Genomic DNA, 14,690 nt, shown 5'->3' with positions numbered 1-14,690 from the left:
GCGGGGACAAAAGGTATATCGACGGAAGACCTACGGGAGCACCAATCTGATGGAAGAGAGCATCTCAGGATTCAAGCAACGGGGCGACTGGGGCGACGTCGTGGAACACGGCGAGCGCATCACCCAGGCGCTCCGGGAGGCCGGAACGACCGGCGACGCGTTCGAGGAGTGGGAAGAGTGGCGACCCAAGACCCACGAACGACTCGGCGACGACGTCGCGGAGAAGACCGCCGAGCAGGCCCACGTCAGCGAGGGCAAGGGAGAACAGGCGGGCGAGGCACCCGACGAGGACCTCAAGACGGCGGGCGAGAAGCTGACCGAGTCGTACGAGAAGCTGGAGGAGGACGACACGGAGGGCGCGGTCGACCGCTGGCAGGACTCCGTGAACTACGTCGCCCGCGCCGCCGACTCGGCGGGGCGCAAGGCGATCCGGCGGGTCGAGGACACCGTCTACCAGAACGTGATGACCCAGCTCGCGCCCTACTACTTCGACAACGACCTCGTGAGCGCCAACCTCCAGCAGACGAGTCGCACGGACGAGGAGGAGAAGTTCATCTTCGAGGTGAACGTCAACGACGACGAGCTCAAAGAGGAGGTGTCGGACCGGCTCGCGGACTACGAGGACGAGATCGACCGCTGGCACGTCGACACGGAGAAGGAGACGGAGAGCGTCGAGGCCGCCGAGGGCGTCGACGCGCCGGAGAACGGCGGCGACGGGAACTTCGACACGACCTGATCGAGCGCCGGGACGAACCCAGCTCGGTGTCGACACACTATTGAAACCGGAGGAGATACGGTCCGGGTATGGTTAGCGGGTTGTCGACGCTCGTCGTCGCCGGGGTTGCGAGCTTCTTCATGGCGTGGGCCATCGGTGCCGGGTCGAGCGGGTCGACCCCGTTCGCCCCCGCCGTCGGCGCGAACGCGCTGTCGGTGATGCGCGCGGGCTTCCTCGTCGGCATCCTCGGCTTCCTCGGAGCGACGCTCCAGGGGGCCAACGTCTCCGAGGCCGTGGGCCGCGAACTCATCGTCGGCGAGGCGCTGTCGCCGATGGCCGCCACGACCGGACTGCTCACCGCCGCCTTCCTCGTCGCCGTCGGCGTGTTCACGGGCTATCCCATCGCTACCGCGTTCACGGTCACCGGCGCCATCGTCGGCGTCGGCCTCGCGCTCGGCGGTGCGCCCGCGTGGGCGAAGTACCAGCAGATTGCGACGCTGTGGGTCGCGACGCCGTTCCTCGGCGGCGGCGCGGCGTACGGCACCGCGCGCTTCCTCCGGAACGAGCGGGTCCCCGAGCCCGTCGCCATCCCGCTGCTCGGGGGCGTCGTCGGCCTCATCGTCGCCAACATCGAGTTCGTCCTGCTCGGGCCACCCGGCGAGAGCGCGTCGCTGTCGGCGGCCGTCGGTCGCGAACTCGCCCTCCCGGCCGTCGCCGGGTTCGACGCGGGCGCGCTCCTCACCTCGCTCGTCGTCACCGTCGCCGTCGCCGGACTGCTCCGCCAGCAACTCGTCGCGGACGCGACGGCGGGCCAGCGACGCTTCCTGCTCGCGCTCGGCGCGCTCGTGGCGTTCTCCGCCGGCGGGAGCCAGGTCGGCCTCGCCATCGGACCGTTGTTGCCCCTGCTCGACCCGTTCGAACTCCCGCTCACCGGGGTGCTGGTCGGTGGCGGCCTCGGCCTGCTCGCCGGGTCGTGGACCGGCGCGCCCCGGATGATCAAGGCGCTGGCGCAGGACTACTCCGCGCTCGGGCCGCGCCGCTCCATCGCGGCGCTCATCCCCTCGTTCGCCATCGCCCAGAGCGCCGTCTTCTTCGGCATCCCCGTCTCGTTCAACGAGATCATCGTCAGCGCCATCGTCGGCAGCGGCTACGCGGCCAGCGAGGGCGGGGTCAGCGGCCGGAAGATGCTGTTCACCGTGCTGGCGTGGGTCGCCTCGCTCGTCCTCGCGTTCGGCGTGAGCTACGGCGTGTTCACCGCCATCCGGTCGCTCGGGTAACCCCGCTTCTCCAGAACCGTTTACTCCTCGACGCTGATGTCGGCGCGGCCGCTTGTCGCGCTCCGGACGCGGTCACACAGCGCCTCGCGCTCGGCGGTCGGGACCCGGACCGCGAAGCTGACGTCGGCCTCGTAGGTCGCCTCGAACTCCGCGTCCGCGCTCTCGATGATGCCGCGGACGGTGCCGGAGTCGTCGTACTCGACGGTGATTCTGAGGCGGTCGTGCGGTCGCTCCTCGACGACGCCGGCGTCGTCGACCGCCTCCTTGACGGCTCGCGAGTAGGCTCGCGCGAGGCCGCCGACGCCGAGGTTCGTCCCGCCGTAGTACCGCGTCACCACGACGGCGACGTTCTCGACGTCGCGCTGCTGGAGGACGTTCAGCGCCGGCTTGCCCGCGCTCCCCGTCGGCTCGCCCGCGTCGCTCTGGTACTCCCGGAGCGGGTCCGCGCGGACGCGGTAGGCTGGCACGTTGTGCGTCGCGTCCGGGTGGCGCTCGCGGATGGCGTCGACGAACGCCTCGGCTGCCTCGACCGTGTCGGCGGGCGCGGCGTACCCGACGAACTCCGAGCCGCGGATCTCGAAGGCCGCCTCTCCCCGCTCCGCCACCGTTCTGTACGTCTCTCCGGCCATCGTCGGGGGATTTGCGGCCCACCACTGAAAAGGCGCGGGTTCGCGCCTCCCGAAAAGAGTTAAACGCGGGCCACGTAGATGCCGCCGATGCTGCTGGTCCTGTGCGTGGACCTCGACGACGACCTCGGGCGGAAGACGGACTTCGACACGCCCGTCGTCGGCCGCGACGCCGTCGAGGACGCCGCCGTCGCGCTGGCGACCGCCGACCCCGAAGACAGCGACGTGAACGTCATCTTCGAGGGCGTCCACCTCTACGACCGCATCGACGCCGAGGAGAGCGTCGAGGTGGCCGTCGTGACCGGGACCGAGGGCGACGACGTCAACGCGAACCGCGAGGTCGGCGAGGAGGTCGACACCGTCCTCGCCAGCCTCACCACCAGCGAGGAGGTCACGGCCGTCATCGTGACCGACGGGGCCCAGGACGAGAGCGTCGTCCCCGTCATCCGCTCGCGGGTGCCGGTCGACGGCGTCCGCCGGGTCGTCGTCCGCCAGGCGCAGGACCTCGAATCGATGTACTACACCATCAAGCAGGTGCTGAACGACCCGGAGACGCGCGGGACGATACTCGTCCCGCTGGGCATCCTGCTGCTCATCTACCCGCTCGCCATCGTCGCCGACTGGGTCGGCCTGCCGGGCGCGGTGTTCGGCAGCACGTCCGCCCTGCTGGGACTGTACGTCCTCTTCCGGGGACTCGGCCTCGAACGAACGTTCGACCACCTCGCGAAGATGGTCCGCACGGGCCTGTACGCCGGCCGGGTGACGCTCATCACCTACGTCGTGGCGGCGGCGCTGCTGGTCGTCGGCGGCGTCAGCGGCGTCGAGACGCTGGAGGCGGTCCGCAGCGACGCGCCCGGCGGGAACGTGAGCGCGCCGCAGGTGCTGGCGGCGCTGATATACGGCGCGGTGACGTGGTTCGCCGCCGCCGGCATCACGTCCAGCCTCGGCCAGATCACCGACGAGTACCTCGCCAACCGGTTCCAGTGGCGCTACCTGAACGCGCCGTTCTACGTGCTCGCCATCGGCGGCGTGCTCCACGCCGTGAGCGCCTACTTCCTCAACGAGGTGTCGCTGCAGTACCTCGCCGGCATGCTGACCGCGGGGACGATGCTCGGCCTGACCAGCACGCTGGTGTTCGCCGTGGCCGAGTCGCGGTACTCGAAGTCCGGGCCGGCGCGGGCGTGAACGCTACGAGAATCAGTACTCCCGCGTGACGACGAACGTCGCGAAGTCGCGGAGGTAGCCCAGCGCTTCCGAGTCGGGGGCGTCGACGCGGTCCAGTGCCGCGAGCGCGTCCTCGGACTGCTCGTGGGCCAGCGCGTTCGCCTCCTCGGCGGCGAGGTCGGTCACCTCGACGACGGAGGGGCGGCCGACCTCCGCGTCCTGTCCGGTCGGCTTGCCGAGTTCGCCGGGGTCGGCCGTGGCGTCGAGCACGTCGTCGCGTATCTGGAAGGCGACGCCGACCTTCTCTGCGTACTCCCCGAACGCCTCCACCGTCTCGGGGTCGGCGTCGGCCGCCAGCGCGCCGAGTTCCGCCGCCGCGCGGAAGAGCGCCCCCGTCTTCCGGCGCGCGAGTTCCATGTACTCCGCCTGGTTCGTCGGACGGTCGACGAGTTCGGACGCTTCGCCCTGACCGAGTTCGACCATCGCCTCCGCGACGACCTCCATCGCGCGCGGGTCGCGCGAGAACAGCCCGAACGCCTCGCCGAGCATCCCGTCGCTTCCCACGATGGCGGGGCCGTGCCCGTACTCGGCCCAGGCGCTCGTCGTGCCGCGCCGGACGTCCGATCGGTCGATGATGTCGTCGATGACGAGCGAGGCGTCGTGGACGAGCTCGATGCCGACGCCGAAGTCGACGGCGTCGGCCGCCTCGCCGCCGGCCGCCTCGCAGACGAGCATCGCCACCGTCGGCCGGACGCGTTTCCCCCCCGAGAGCGCGGTGTGGGCGAGCCTGTCGGAGAGTTCCGCCGGGTCGACCTGCTCGACGACCGCCTCCAGACGGTCCTCGATCAGTTCCTGGCGGGCCTCGAGGTACTCCATTCGTGGAACCTTCAGGACGGGGGACGCAAATACGTGACGGGTTCGACTGCAGTGCGCGGGTTCACGTCGGTCGTCGGCGTCGCTACGGCGACTCGCGCCAGTCGTAGCGCATCGCCAGGGTGTCCGCGTCGACCTCGTCGGCGAGCTTCTTCGCCAGTTCGTCGCGCTCCATGTCGCCGAACTGCTCCAGCTCGTACGGCTTCACGGTGACGGGGCTGGTCTCGCCGTTGGCGACGCGCTGCTGGAGCTTGACGACGCCGTAGACGAGCGCTTCGGGACGCGGCGGACAGCCCGGAACGTGGATGTCGACCGGGATGACCTCCTCGGCACCCTCGATGACGCTGTAGCCCTCCTGGAAGGGACCCCCGGAGATGGAACAGGAGCCCATGTTGACGACGAACTTCGGCTCGGGCATCTGGTCGTAGACGCGCTTCATCCGTGGGGCGAACTTGGCGACGATGGTGCCGGGGACGATCATCACGTCAGCCTGGCGGGGCGACGCCCGCGGCACGCCCGACCCGAACCGGTCGAGGTCGTGTTTCACGCCGAAGGTGTGCATCATCTCCATGGCGCAGCAGGCGATGCCGAACTGCAGGAGGAACATCGACGACCCCCGCACCCAGTTCATGAACGCGTCCAGCTTGGTGAGGACGAACGGCGACGTGCCGAACGCCTCGCGCAGCCGCGAGTTGAACCGGTCGTCGACGCCCTCGCCCGTCCGGGCCTCGCGGGTCTTGGAGACCACGTCGCGGTCCGACGCCGCCCCGTCCCCGACTTCCCCCTTCGTCGTGCCGCCGTCCGTCGCCGTCCCCCTCGGCGTGCCGCCATCGGTCGCTACCTCGCGTCGCGGTCCCGTCGTCCGGTGCAATGCGTCGTCGTCCATGGTTCTGCCAGTGCGTTGTCACCGTGAGCGAAAGCCGATTCTGCCGCACGCACTAGGGTCTTTTTAACCCGCGGCGAGAAGTCGGTCGACGAGACCGTGAAGTACCTCCGGCTGACGCTGAACCACTCGGCCGCGACCGTCCACCCCATGCACCGGTTCGCCAACGAGCACGACGCCGTCGAGGCGTACCGGATGCTCCACTGGAACGTCGCCAGCGACGGCCCGAACACGCTGCTGTTCTACGTCGAGGGGGACCGGGCGGCGTACGTCGACGCGCTGGCCGACCTCGATTCGGTCGTCGACTACACCGTCACGCCCGTCGACGACGACGCGTTCTACGTGTCCGTCGACGACGCGGGCAGCGGCGTCGGGCAAAAACTCGTCGACGCCGTCTCGCAGGGCAGTCTCGTCCTCGCGTCGCCGCTTGAGTACCTCGACGACGGCCGCGTCCGGTTCACGCTCGTCGGGGAGTCGGCGGACCTGCGCGCGGCCGTCGACGCCATCCCGGACGACATCCGGGTGGAACTCGCCCGCGCCGGCGAGTACGACGGCCGCGCCGCCGGCGACGACCTCACCGACCGCCAGCGGGCGGCGCTCGACGCCGCCGTCGACGCCGGCTACTACGAGGTGCCGCGTCGGGGGTCCGTCGAGGACGTCGCAGAGCGGCTAGACTGCTCGCCCGCGACCGCCTCCGAGCACCTCCGGAAGGCGGAGGCGACGCTGGTGTACGACGCGGTCGGGAAGCCGTCCTGACGACGACAGCGGACGCTACGCAGTCGTCGAAAGCGGAAAACGGGATGGGTCCGACCGCGGCGCTCGTAACGCGGCGGCGTTACTCGAACTCCTCGATGAGTTCCGGCACGACCTCGAACAGGTCGCCGACGATGCCGTAGTCGGCGATGTCGAAGATGGGCGCGTTCGGGTCGGTGTTGACGGCGATGATGGTGTCGCTGCCCTTCATGCCGGCGACGTGCTGGACGGCACCGGAGATGCCGATGGCGAGGTAGACGTCGGGCGTGACGACCTTGCCGGACTGGCCGACCTGCCGGTTCTTCGGCAGCCAGCCGTTGTCGACGATGGGACGGGACGACGAGAGCGTCGCGTCCGTCGCCTCGACGAGGTCCTCGATGAGCGGGAGGTTGTCCTCCTCCTCGATGCCGCGGCCGATGCTGACGAGGAAGTCGGCCTCGCTGATGTCGACGTCGCCGCCGCCGACCTCCTCGAAGCCGGTGACCGTGGAGCCGACCGCGGACTCGTCGATGTCGGCGTCGAACGCCGAGATCTCGGCGTCGCCGACGCCCTCGGCCTGCGGCCACTCGGCGCCGCGGGTCGTGACGACGAAGCTGTCGCCCTCGACCTCGACGGTCGTCTCGACCTTCGAGCCGTACATCTCGCGGGTGACGACGAGCGTGTCGTCGTACGCGAGGTCGACCGCGTCGGTGACGAGCGGCAGGTCGAGCGCGTTCGCCACGGCGGGCGCGTAGTCGAGGCCGTTGACGCTGTTGGGCGTCACGAGGACGGTCGGGTCGACCTCGTCGTACAGCCCCTCGACGGCCTGGGCGTAGACGTCGTGGTTGAACTCCTCGCCGTGGTCGACGGTGTGGACGTGGTCGACGCCCTCGCGGTTGACGCTCTCGGCGAACTCCTCGACGTCGCCGGAGATGACCGCCAGGTGGAGGTCGCCGCCGGTGTCGTCGGCGAGTTCGCGACCGGCGGTGATGACCTCGAAGCTCTCGTCGCGCAGGTCGCCGCGGCGGTGCTCGGTGACGGCGAGAACGTCCGTCATTCTGCCACCCCCTTCTCGCGGAGGACGTCAGCAAGCTTCCCGGCGCTCTCCTCGGCGCTGCCCTCGAATATCTCGGCGTCGCTCTCGCTCTCGGGTTCGTACATCGCGGTGAGCGTCAGGTCGCTCTCGACCGCGGCGGCGTCGAGACCGAGGTCGTCGAGCGTCTTCGGCGCGATCTCCTTGCTCTGGGCCTGCCGGATGCCGCGCAGGCTGGCGTAGCGCGGCTCGTTGATACCCGTCTGGATGGTGAGCACGGCGGGAACGTCGACGTCGGTGAGTTCCTCCACGCCGCCCTCCAGTTCGCGGCGGACGTGCGCGACGCCCTCGTCGGCGTCGAGGTCGAGGCTGTTCACGACCGCGGCCCACTCGTAGCCGATGGCGTCGGCGAGCGCGACGCCGGTCGCGCCGAAGGCGTCGTCGCCGGCCTGGACGCCCGTCAGCACGAGGTCCGGCTCCTCCTCCTCGACGACGGCCGCGAGGATCTTCGTCTTGGTCTCGACGTCGAGCAGGTCGGGCTCTTCGAGCGCGTCGTCCCACACGCGGACCGCGCGGTCCGCGCCCTTGGCGAGCGCCATCCGGATGGTCTCGTCGGCCCGTTCGGGACCGATGGTGACCGAGACCACCTCGTCGGCGACGCCGTCCTCGCTCAACTGGACGCCCTCCTCGACGGCGTAGTCGTCCCACTCGTTCAGGTCGTACTCGAGGTACCGGTCCGCGACCTCGGTTCCCTCGACTTCGAAGTCGTCCGCGAGTTCGGCGACTTCCTTCACCGTTACCAGGACCTTCATGCTACGTGCGTTGCCCGTTCAGGAGGTAAACGTTTTCGAAACACCGGACCGAGCCCGTTCAGTTGTTCGTCGCGACGATGCGCGGAGCCGTGGCGCTACGCCGGCCCGGAGCCGACGGCGACGACGTACGCCAGCGCGAACAGCAGCGCGTCGTAGCACCCGTGGACGAACACGGGCACGGCGAGGTTCGCGGTCCGGGCGTAGAGGTAGCCCAGGCCCAGCGAGAGGCCGAAGACGATGGTCAGCGTCACCGCCACGGCGAGCAGGTCCGCGTCGGTGACGACCGGGTCGGCGACCGCGAGCAGCGTCGTCGGGAGGTGGACCAGCGCGAAGAGGACGCTGGCACCGACGACCGCGCCGGTCGTCGAGAAACAGCCCGAGAGGTACCGCTGGACGACGCCGCGGAACAGCAGTTCCTCCGCCGGACCGACGACGAGCAGCGACAGTGGGACGAGCAGGAGCAGCGTCGCGACGTACCCCCGGCCGGCGAGGTCGGTGACGGAGCTCTCGGCGACCGGCAGACCGAGCCCCTGCACGACGCCGATGGCGGCGACCCGGAGCGCGAACAGCCCCGCGGTCCCGCCGACGATCCAGCGGACGGCCTCGCGGTCGACGCCCGCCCAGCGGACGTAGCCGAACGACCGCCCGGTCGCGAGGAGGAACGCCACGGCGGCGACCGCGAACCCCAGTTCCGAGAGGACGAGGAGCACGCCGAAGCGCGGAACGACCCCCAGCGGCGCGAGGACGGCCGGAATCGACAGCGCCACGCTACAGACGACGCCGAGGACCGTGACCAGCGTCGCGACGACCGTCCGGCGCACTGGCCGTCGAACCGCCATGTCGGAGACGACGCCGGCGCGGCGGAAAGTCGCTCTGGCGACGCGTTCCCTCACCGGCGCGAGACCGGAAGCGCCGCCGAACTGTCCTCGGCGCACGGCGGAATCGCCGCGTCTGCGGCCCGACGAAGACGTCCCTTCGGGCTGTCCTGTCCACCGGACCGCAGAAATCTATATCCTCAGTGGTGACGTATCATGGTACCATGGCACAACAATCCACTAGCGAGACTGTCGAAGCGGAAGAGACAGTAACCGGACGCCGCTACGCCAACCGGCGCGCCTGGACGAGCGCCACCGTCGGCGGTATCGCCGGCGGCGTCGCGTTCGGCGTACTCATGCAGTCGACGGGGACGCTTCCCGGCGTCGCGTCGCTGTACGGCCTCGAAGGACTCACCTGGGCGTGGGTCGCCCACATCTTCCACAGCATCGTCTTCGGGCTCGTGTTCGGGGGCATCGTCACCGGGACGAGTCTCCGCCGCTACGCCGACAGCGTGACCGCGTCGACCGGCCTCGGCGCGGGCTACGGCGTCGCCCTGTGGCTGGTCGCGGCCGCCATCATGATGCCGCTCTGGATGGGCGCGATCGGCATTGACGCCCCGGCCATCCCGAACCTCGACCCGATGAGCCTCGTCGGCCACGTCATCTACGGCGTCGTGCTGGGTGCGGTGTTCGCCGCCCTCTACCGGCGCTGAACGACCGGACCATCGATCTTTTCGGCGCAGTTTTCGGGCCCGATCGCCGGAGTGCGGGCGGGGGCAGAGGTCAAAGGTTACTTACCGACTGGAGCGGCTAGTACGGGGTAATGAGCCAGCAGGAGGAGGGCGAACCGTCCGACAGGAAGAAGTACGAGTTCCAGAAGGTCATCGAGGACCTCCGCGAGTACGAGGGGTCAGGGACCCAGCTCGTCACCATCTACATCCCGCCGGACAAGCAGATCAGCGACGTGGTCGCCCACGTGACCCAGGAGCACAGCGAGGCGAGCAACATCAAGTCCAAGCAGACCCGGACGAACGTCCAGGACGCGCTGACGTCCATCAAGGACCGCCTCCGGTACTACGACACCTACCCGCCGGGCGACGGCATCGTCCTGTTCTCGGGCGCCATCGACACCGGCGGCGGCCAGACCGACATGGTGACGAAGGTGCTGGAGGACCCGCCCGAGCCCATCCAGTCGTTCCGCTACCACTGCGACTCCTCGTTCCTCACCGAGCCGCTGGAGGAGATGCTGGGCGACAAGGGGCTGTACGGCCTGGTCGTCCTCGACCGACGCGAGGCCAACGTCGGCTGGCTGAAGGGCAAGCGCGTCGAGCCGGTGAAGTCCGCCTCGTCGCTCGTTCCCGGCAAGCAGCGCAAAGGTGGCCAGTCCGCCCAGCGGTTCGCCCGGCTACGCCTGGAGGCCATCGACAACTTCTACCAGGAGGTCGCGGAGATGGCCAACGAGCTGTTCGTCGCCAAGCGCCACGACCTCGACGGCGTGCTCGTCGGCGGTCCGTCGCCGACGAAAGACGAGTTCCTCGACGGCGACTACCTCCACCACGAGCTTCAGGACATGGTCCTCGGGAAGTTCGACGTCGCCTACACCGACGAGTCCGGCCTCTACGACCTCGTCGACGCCGCCCAGGAGGTCCTGGCCGACGCCGAGGTGATGAAGGACAAGTCCCAGATGGAGGAGTTCTTCAAGGAGCTCAACGAGGGCGGCCTCGCGACCTACGGGTTCGAGCCGACCCGCAGGAACCTCGTGATGGGGTCGGTCGACCGCCTGCTCATCAGCGAGGACCTCCGCAAGGACGTCGTCGTCTACGACTGCGGCGACAAGGAGGAGTACGAGTTCGTCGACCAGCGCGCCGACACGCCCGAGCACACCTGCGAGGACGGCACGGAACCGGAGGTCGACGAGCGCGAGGACGCCATCGAGTACCTGATGAACATCGCCGACCAGCGCGGGACCGAGACGAAGTTCATCAGCACCGACTTCGAGAAGGGCGAACAGCTGATGAACGCCTTCGGCGGCGTCGCCGGCATCCTCCGCTACTCGACTGGCGTGTAAGCGCCGCCCCCTCGCGGACGGACCTCTCCTCTCTCCTTCGCGCTACCGCCGCTGTCACGCTTCGCGCTACCGCCGCTGTCACGCTTCGCGCTACCGCCGCTGTCACGCTTCGCTGCTGTGTCGCCGGTTCTCGCCGTCGCGCTCCGCCCGGTCGACTCACTCGCGGAGCTGCAGGAGCTGGTCGCGGCGCCGTTCGAGGTTGAACGGGGGGCGAACGTCGGGGTCGGCGGCGAGGCGATCGAGCACCAGCATCGGGTCGACGCCCGCGGCCTCGACGAAGTCGAACAGCCCCTCGATGCGCTGCCGGTTGCGCGCGAGCGAGGACATGAGCGCGATGGCGAGCACCGTCGCGGCCGCGACGTCGCGGTCGTCGGGGAGTTCGTCGCTGACCGTCGAGAAGTCCGTGAGTTCGGTCTCGACGTCGGACGCCGGTTCGAGGGCGAGACAGTCGGTGCAGACCGTCACCGACTCCGGGGTGTCCGGCACGTGTTCGCGGAGGTCGGCCGGAACGGCGAACGGGAGGGCGTCGCCGCCGCAGTGGGAACACTCCATACCGGACCAACGTCCGGACGCCTCAAAAATATGTAAGGTTCGTCGACGGTCACTTCGGCGGCGGGGTCTCGCGCTGCTCGTCGCCCTGGTCCATCACGTCGATGGGGATGCCGCTCTCGTTGTTCTCGCCGAAACCGGCGCTGAGGATGCGCGTCAGCGCGTCCTCGACGCTCTCATCGGTGTCGGTGAACCGCTCGGGGGCGACCTCGATGACGAACCCGGTGGTGATGTTCGGTGCCGTCGGGAGAAAGAGCACCTCGCGGCCGTCGTCGGTCACCTTGCCGGTCTTGAACGCGGTCATCCGCATGCCGTTCCACGTCTCGAGCTTCACGGGCTTCTGGAGCTGGTTCGTGTCCGAGAGGGCGGTCTCGGCCGCCATCTTCGAGGCGTTGTAGACGACGCGGAGCCCCGGGAGCTGGTTCATCACGCCGTCGATGGCGTTCTCCACGAGGCTCCCGACGGTGGTCCGCATCAGGTAGCCGACGCTGAACACCAGCGTCGTGAACACGACCAGCGTGATCATGACCCGCTGGTAGTCTTTCAGGTTCGCGCCCGGGATCGGCACCTTCGCTACCTGGAGATAGAGCCACGATACGAGGTACGCGGTGACGAGCAGGGGGGCGAGCACGATGAGGCCGCTCGCCGCGTCGCGCTTCCACGATGACATTTACGTGTATGAACCGAGCGGGGGACCATAAACCAGGTGTAATCGAGGTCGACACGTTCGACACCGCGTCACTCACCGGCGCCGTACCCCTCGTCGGCGTCCATCGGACCGCTGAACGCAGAGTACAGCACGGCGAAGTAGACGAACACCAGCGGGAGCAGTACCGCGGACCCGATCGTCATCAGGTTGAGCGGCAGCGTCGAGACGATGGCGTCCTCGACGAGCAGTCCCGCCGCCGGGTCGATGGCCGGGTAGATGACCGCCGCGACGACGCCGACGAGCGCGGCGACGAGGCCCGCGACGGTGCCGAAGGCGAGGTAGTGCCGGTCCGCACGGGTGGCGGCGACGAAGGCCGCGCCGAGCGCGACGGACAGCGCGAGCAGGCCGAGGACGACCGGCGACGCCAGCGACGAGCGCAGCGCGGGCTGCGCGACGGCGAGGTAGCCGACAGCCGCCACGACCAGCGCGAGGTACGCCACCAGCGCCCGCACGCCGTAACCGCGGGCCCGTTCTTGCAGGTCGCCGCGGACCTTCAGTCGCAGGAAGGCGGCGCCGTCGACGACCGTGAGCGCCACGAGGGCGAGGCCGACGAGTGCGCCCGCGACGGTGAACGTCCCCGTCGCGCCGACCATCCAGTTCGCCGTGAACATCCCGAGGAAAAAGGGCGCGGCGACGCTGCCGACGACGAACGCGCGGCCCCACCACCGCTGCCAGCGCTCGTCGTGGCGCTGCTCGTAGAACTCGGGAGCGAGGCCCCGGAGGATGAGCGCGCCGAGGATGGCGAACATCAGCAGGTAGTGGCGGCTGAACAGGTTGGCGTACACCGACGGGAACGCTGCGAACAGCGCGCCACCGAACACGACCAGCCACACCTCGTTGCCGTCCCAGAAGGGGCCGATGGCGGCGAGCATCGTCTCCCGCGTCTCCTCGTCGTCCTGGAACGCGAAGAGCACGCCGACGCCGAAGTCGAACCCGTCGAGGAAGAGGAACGTCGCGAGGATGAAGAACACGAGGCCGAACCACAACTCCGCGAGCGGCAGGCCGAGCAACGGGCCGGCGTCGAGCGCGAGCAGTTCAGTCATCGCCGGTCACCCCGCTCGGGGCCTCGGGGGACTCCGTGGTCGCCAGGTCCTCCGTGTCCGGCGGTCCCTGCCGGATGATACGCACGATGACGTAGGTGTACAGTGCGAGTAACCCGGTGTACACCACGACGAAGCCGACGAGCGTGGTCAGCGCCTCGGCGCCCGTCAGGCCCGGGGAGACGGCATCGCTGGACTTCATCACGCCCTGGATGACCCAGGGCTGGCGGCCCACCTCCGTGACGATCCAGCCGACCTCGACCGCGAGGATGCCGAGCACCGTCGACCCCATCATGGCCTTGTGGAGGAGGTCGTCCTCGAACAGTTCGCCCGTCCGCCAGCGGTAGCCGGCCCAGAACGCCAGCAGGACGAACCAGAACCCGAGGCCGACCATCGCGCGGAACGACCAGAACACGATGGCCACCGGCGGCGACCCCTCGAACTCGTTCAGCCCTGTTATCTCGGCGTTCGGGTCGCCGCCGCTGGCGAGCCACGACGCTCCGCCCGGGATGCCGATGCCGAAGATGTCCTTCGCCCGCGGGTCCGTGAGGTCGTCGAGCGACGTCGGGAACGCGACGATGTACTCGGGGACGTAGGACTCGGTCTCCCAGACCGCCTCCATCGCCGCGAACTTCTGGGGCTGGGTCTCCGCGACGTGGCGGCCGTAGGCGTCGCCGTGGATGACCTGCAGCGGCGCGGTGATGAGCATCACCAGCAGCGCGATCTTCATCGTCTTCCGCCAGAACCGGGTGTCGCGGTTGGTCCAGACGTAGTAGGCCGCGACGCCGGCCATGAACAGCGCGACCGAGAGGACCGCCGCGTTCTGCATGTGGACGTACATCCAGGGGAACCGCGGGTTCGCGTACGCCGCGATGGGGTCGACCAGCGTGACGATGGGCTGGCCGTTCTTCGTCACCATCTCGAAGCCGCGGGGCGTCTGCATCCACGAGTTAGCGATCAAAATCCAGAGCGCGGACAGCCACGTTCCGAGGCCGACCATCACGCTGGAGACGACGTAGAGGCGGTCGGAGACGCGCTCGCGGCCGAACACGAAGATACCGAGGAACGTCGCCTCCAACATGAACGCCATCATGCCCTCGACGGCGAGCGGGCCGCCGAACAGTTCGCCCGCGGTCGTCGAGAACGCGGCGAAGTTGGTGCCGAACTCGAACTCCAGGACGATGCCGGTCACCGTCCCGACGACGAAGCTGATGGCGAATATCTTCGTCCAGAACCGGCGCAACTGCTCGTAGACGGGGTCCGTGCTCCGGACCGACTTCCACGTGAAGTAGACGAGGAAGGGCGCGAGCCCCATGCTCATCACGGGGAAGATGATGTGGACGATGGTCGTGACGGCGAACTGTACCCTGCTTGCGAGTGTCGGATCGATCATG

At 69.1% G+C, this 14,690-nt stretch carries 16 protein-coding genes; 6 read left to right on the top strand and 10 right to left on the bottom strand.

Features of this window, described 5'->3' with window-relative positions:
- The first annotated feature begins 49 nt into the window (after positions 1-49).
- Positions 50-736, top strand: coding sequence for a DUF5828 family protein (locus tag NKT36_RS09135; protein ID WP_327050742.1), 687 nt, complete (start codon positions 50-52; stop codon positions 734-736).
- A 68-nt stretch (positions 737-804) separates the two neighbouring features.
- Entirely contained in the window at positions 805-1,992 is a 1,188-nt protein-coding gene (locus NKT36_RS09130) for an inorganic phosphate transporter (protein ID WP_327050741.1), read from the top strand.
- Between the two features lie 20 nt (positions 1,993-2,012).
- On the opposite strand, the gene NKT36_RS09125 is transcribed toward NKT36_RS09130, so the two are convergent.
- On the bottom strand, positions 2,013-2,621 hold the full coding sequence (locus tag NKT36_RS09125; RefSeq protein ID WP_327050740.1) for an IMPACT family protein: 609 nt from the start codon (positions 2,619-2,621) through the stop codon (positions 2,013-2,015).
- Positions 2,622-2,708: 87 nt separating this feature from the next.
- Between NKT36_RS09125 and NKT36_RS09120 the strand changes: the two genes are divergently transcribed.
- Entirely contained in the window at positions 2,709-3,803 is a 1,095-nt protein-coding gene (locus NKT36_RS09120) for a DUF373 family protein (RefSeq protein ID WP_327050739.1), read from the top strand.
- Positions 3,804-3,815: 12 nt separating this feature from the next.
- On the opposite strand, the gene NKT36_RS09115 is transcribed toward NKT36_RS09120, so the two are convergent.
- Positions 3,816-4,658, bottom strand: a complete 843-nt coding sequence (locus NKT36_RS09115; protein WP_327050738.1) for a polyprenyl synthetase family protein — start codon at positions 4,656-4,658, stop codon at positions 3,816-3,818.
- An 82-nt stretch (positions 4,659-4,740) separates the two neighbouring features.
- Complete coding sequence (locus NKT36_RS09110; RefSeq protein ID WP_327053379.1) at positions 4,741-5,403, bottom strand: NADH-quinone oxidoreductase subunit B; 663 nt, start codon at positions 5,401-5,403, stop codon at positions 4,741-4,743.
- 234 nt (positions 5,404-5,637) lie between these two features.
- Between NKT36_RS09110 and NKT36_RS09105 the strand changes: the two genes are divergently transcribed.
- Positions 5,638-6,294, top strand: a complete 657-nt coding sequence (locus NKT36_RS09105; RefSeq protein WP_327050737.1) for a helix-turn-helix domain-containing protein — start codon at positions 5,638-5,640, stop codon at positions 6,292-6,294.
- A 79-nt stretch (positions 6,295-6,373) separates the two neighbouring features.
- On the opposite strand, the gene NKT36_RS09100 is transcribed toward NKT36_RS09105, so the two are convergent.
- From NKT36_RS09100 to NKT36_RS09090, 3 genes are all read right to left on the bottom strand, one after another.
- Positions 6,374-7,327, bottom strand: coding sequence for an electron transfer flavoprotein subunit alpha/FixB family protein (locus tag NKT36_RS09100; protein ID WP_327050736.1), 954 nt, complete (start codon positions 7,325-7,327; stop codon positions 6,374-6,376).
- Positions 7,324-8,115 carry an electron transfer flavoprotein subunit beta/FixA family protein gene (locus tag NKT36_RS09095; RefSeq protein WP_327050735.1) on the bottom strand — a complete coding sequence of 264 codons (792 nt, stop codon included), beginning with the start codon at positions 8,113-8,115 and terminating at the stop codon, positions 7,324-7,326. The genes NKT36_RS09100 and NKT36_RS09095 overlap by 4 nt, the downstream gene beginning before the upstream one ends.
- Positions 8,116-8,210: 95 nt before the next feature.
- Positions 8,211-8,954, bottom strand: a complete 744-nt coding sequence (locus NKT36_RS09090; protein WP_327050734.1) for a CPBP family intramembrane glutamic endopeptidase — start codon at positions 8,952-8,954, stop codon at positions 8,211-8,213.
- Between the two features lie 200 nt (positions 8,955-9,154).
- Between NKT36_RS09090 and NKT36_RS09085 the strand changes: the two genes are divergently transcribed.
- Positions 9,155-9,643, top strand: a complete 489-nt coding sequence (locus tag NKT36_RS09085; RefSeq protein ID WP_327050733.1) for a hypothetical protein — start codon at positions 9,155-9,157, stop codon at positions 9,641-9,643.
- A 110-nt stretch (positions 9,644-9,753) separates the two neighbouring features.
- Positions 9,754-10,998 (top strand): peptide chain release factor aRF-1, encoded by a 1,245-nt coding sequence (gene prf1 / locus NKT36_RS09080; RefSeq protein ID WP_327050732.1) that lies wholly within the window; start codon positions 9,754-9,756, stop codon positions 10,996-10,998.
- Between the two features lie 156 nt (positions 10,999-11,154).
- On the opposite strand, the gene NKT36_RS09075 is transcribed toward prf1, so the two are convergent.
- The 4 genes from NKT36_RS09075 to NKT36_RS09060 form a co-directional block, all read right to left on the bottom strand.
- Positions 11,155-11,550: a DUF6276 family protein gene (locus tag NKT36_RS09075; protein WP_327050731.1), complete on the bottom strand. Its 396-nt coding sequence runs from the start codon at positions 11,548-11,550 to the stop codon at positions 11,155-11,157.
- A 49-nt stretch (positions 11,551-11,599) separates the two neighbouring features.
- On the bottom strand, positions 11,600-12,217 hold the full coding sequence (locus NKT36_RS09070) for a DUF502 domain-containing protein (RefSeq protein ID WP_327050730.1): 618 nt from the start codon (positions 12,215-12,217) through the stop codon (positions 11,600-11,602).
- A 68-nt stretch (positions 12,218-12,285) separates the two neighbouring features.
- Complete coding sequence (gene cydB / locus NKT36_RS09065) at positions 12,286-13,299, bottom strand: cytochrome d ubiquinol oxidase subunit II (RefSeq protein ID WP_327050729.1); 1,014 nt, start codon at positions 13,297-13,299, stop codon at positions 12,286-12,288.
- Positions 13,292-14,689, bottom strand: a complete 1,398-nt coding sequence (locus NKT36_RS09060; RefSeq protein ID WP_327050728.1) for a cytochrome ubiquinol oxidase subunit I — start codon at positions 14,687-14,689, stop codon at positions 13,292-13,294. Before NKT36_RS09060 ends, cydB begins: the two co-directional genes overlap by 8 nt.
- Between the last annotated feature and the right edge of the window lies 1 nt (position 14,690).

This window comes from Halomicrococcus gelatinilyticus, assembly GCA_024227995.1.
Classification (GTDB): Archaea; Halobacteriota; Halobacteria; order Halobacteriales; family Haladaptataceae; genus Halomicrococcus; species Halomicrococcus gelatinilyticus.
The sequence above is the reverse complement of the archived record's forward strand: the minus strand, read 5'-3'. Positions and strand labels throughout refer to the sequence as shown.

Coding starts and splice junctions, on each gene's coding strand:
- NKT36_RS09135 (WP_327050742.1), top strand. CDS start 50: ATGGAAGAGAGCATCTCAGGATTCAAGCAACGGGGCGACTGGGGCGAC.
- NKT36_RS09130 (WP_327050741.1), top strand. CDS start 805: ATGGTTAGCGGGTTGTCGACGCTCGTCGTCGCCGGGGTTGCGAGCTTC.
- NKT36_RS09125 (WP_327050740.1), bottom strand. CDS start 2,621: ATGGCCGGAGAGACGTACAGAACGGTGGCGGAGCGGGGAGAGGCGGCC.
- NKT36_RS09120 (WP_327050739.1), top strand. CDS start 2,709: ATGCTGCTGGTCCTGTGCGTGGACCTCGACGACGACCTCGGGCGGAAG.
- NKT36_RS09115 (WP_327050738.1), bottom strand. CDS start 4,658: ATGGAGTACCTCGAGGCCCGCCAGGAACTGATCGAGGACCGTCTGGAG.
- NKT36_RS09100 (WP_327050736.1), bottom strand. CDS start 7,327: ATGACGGACGTTCTCGCCGTCACCGAGCACCGCCGCGGCGACCTGCGC.
- NKT36_RS09095 (WP_327050735.1), bottom strand. CDS start 8,115: ATGAAGGTCCTGGTAACGGTGAAGGAAGTCGCCGAACTCGCGGACGAC.
- NKT36_RS09090 (WP_327050734.1), bottom strand. CDS start 8,954: ATGGCGGTTCGACGGCCAGTGCGCCGGACGGTCGTCGCGACGCTGGTC.
- NKT36_RS09085 (WP_327050733.1), top strand. CDS start 9,155: ATGGCACAACAATCCACTAGCGAGACTGTCGAAGCGGAAGAGACAGTA.
- prf1 (WP_327050732.1), top strand. CDS start 9,754: ATGAGCCAGCAGGAGGAGGGCGAACCGTCCGACAGGAAGAAGTACGAG.
- NKT36_RS09075 (WP_327050731.1), bottom strand. CDS start 11,550: ATGGAGTGTTCCCACTGCGGCGGCGACGCCCTCCCGTTCGCCGTTCCG.
- NKT36_RS09070 (WP_327050730.1), bottom strand. CDS start 12,217: ATGTCATCGTGGAAGCGCGACGCGGCGAGCGGCCTCATCGTGCTCGCC.
- cydB (WP_327050729.1), bottom strand. CDS start 13,299: ATGACTGAACTGCTCGCGCTCGACGCCGGCCCGTTGCTCGGCCTGCCG.
- NKT36_RS09060 (WP_327050728.1), bottom strand. CDS start 14,689: ATGATCGATCCGACACTCGCAAGCAGGGTACAGTTCGCCGTCACGACC.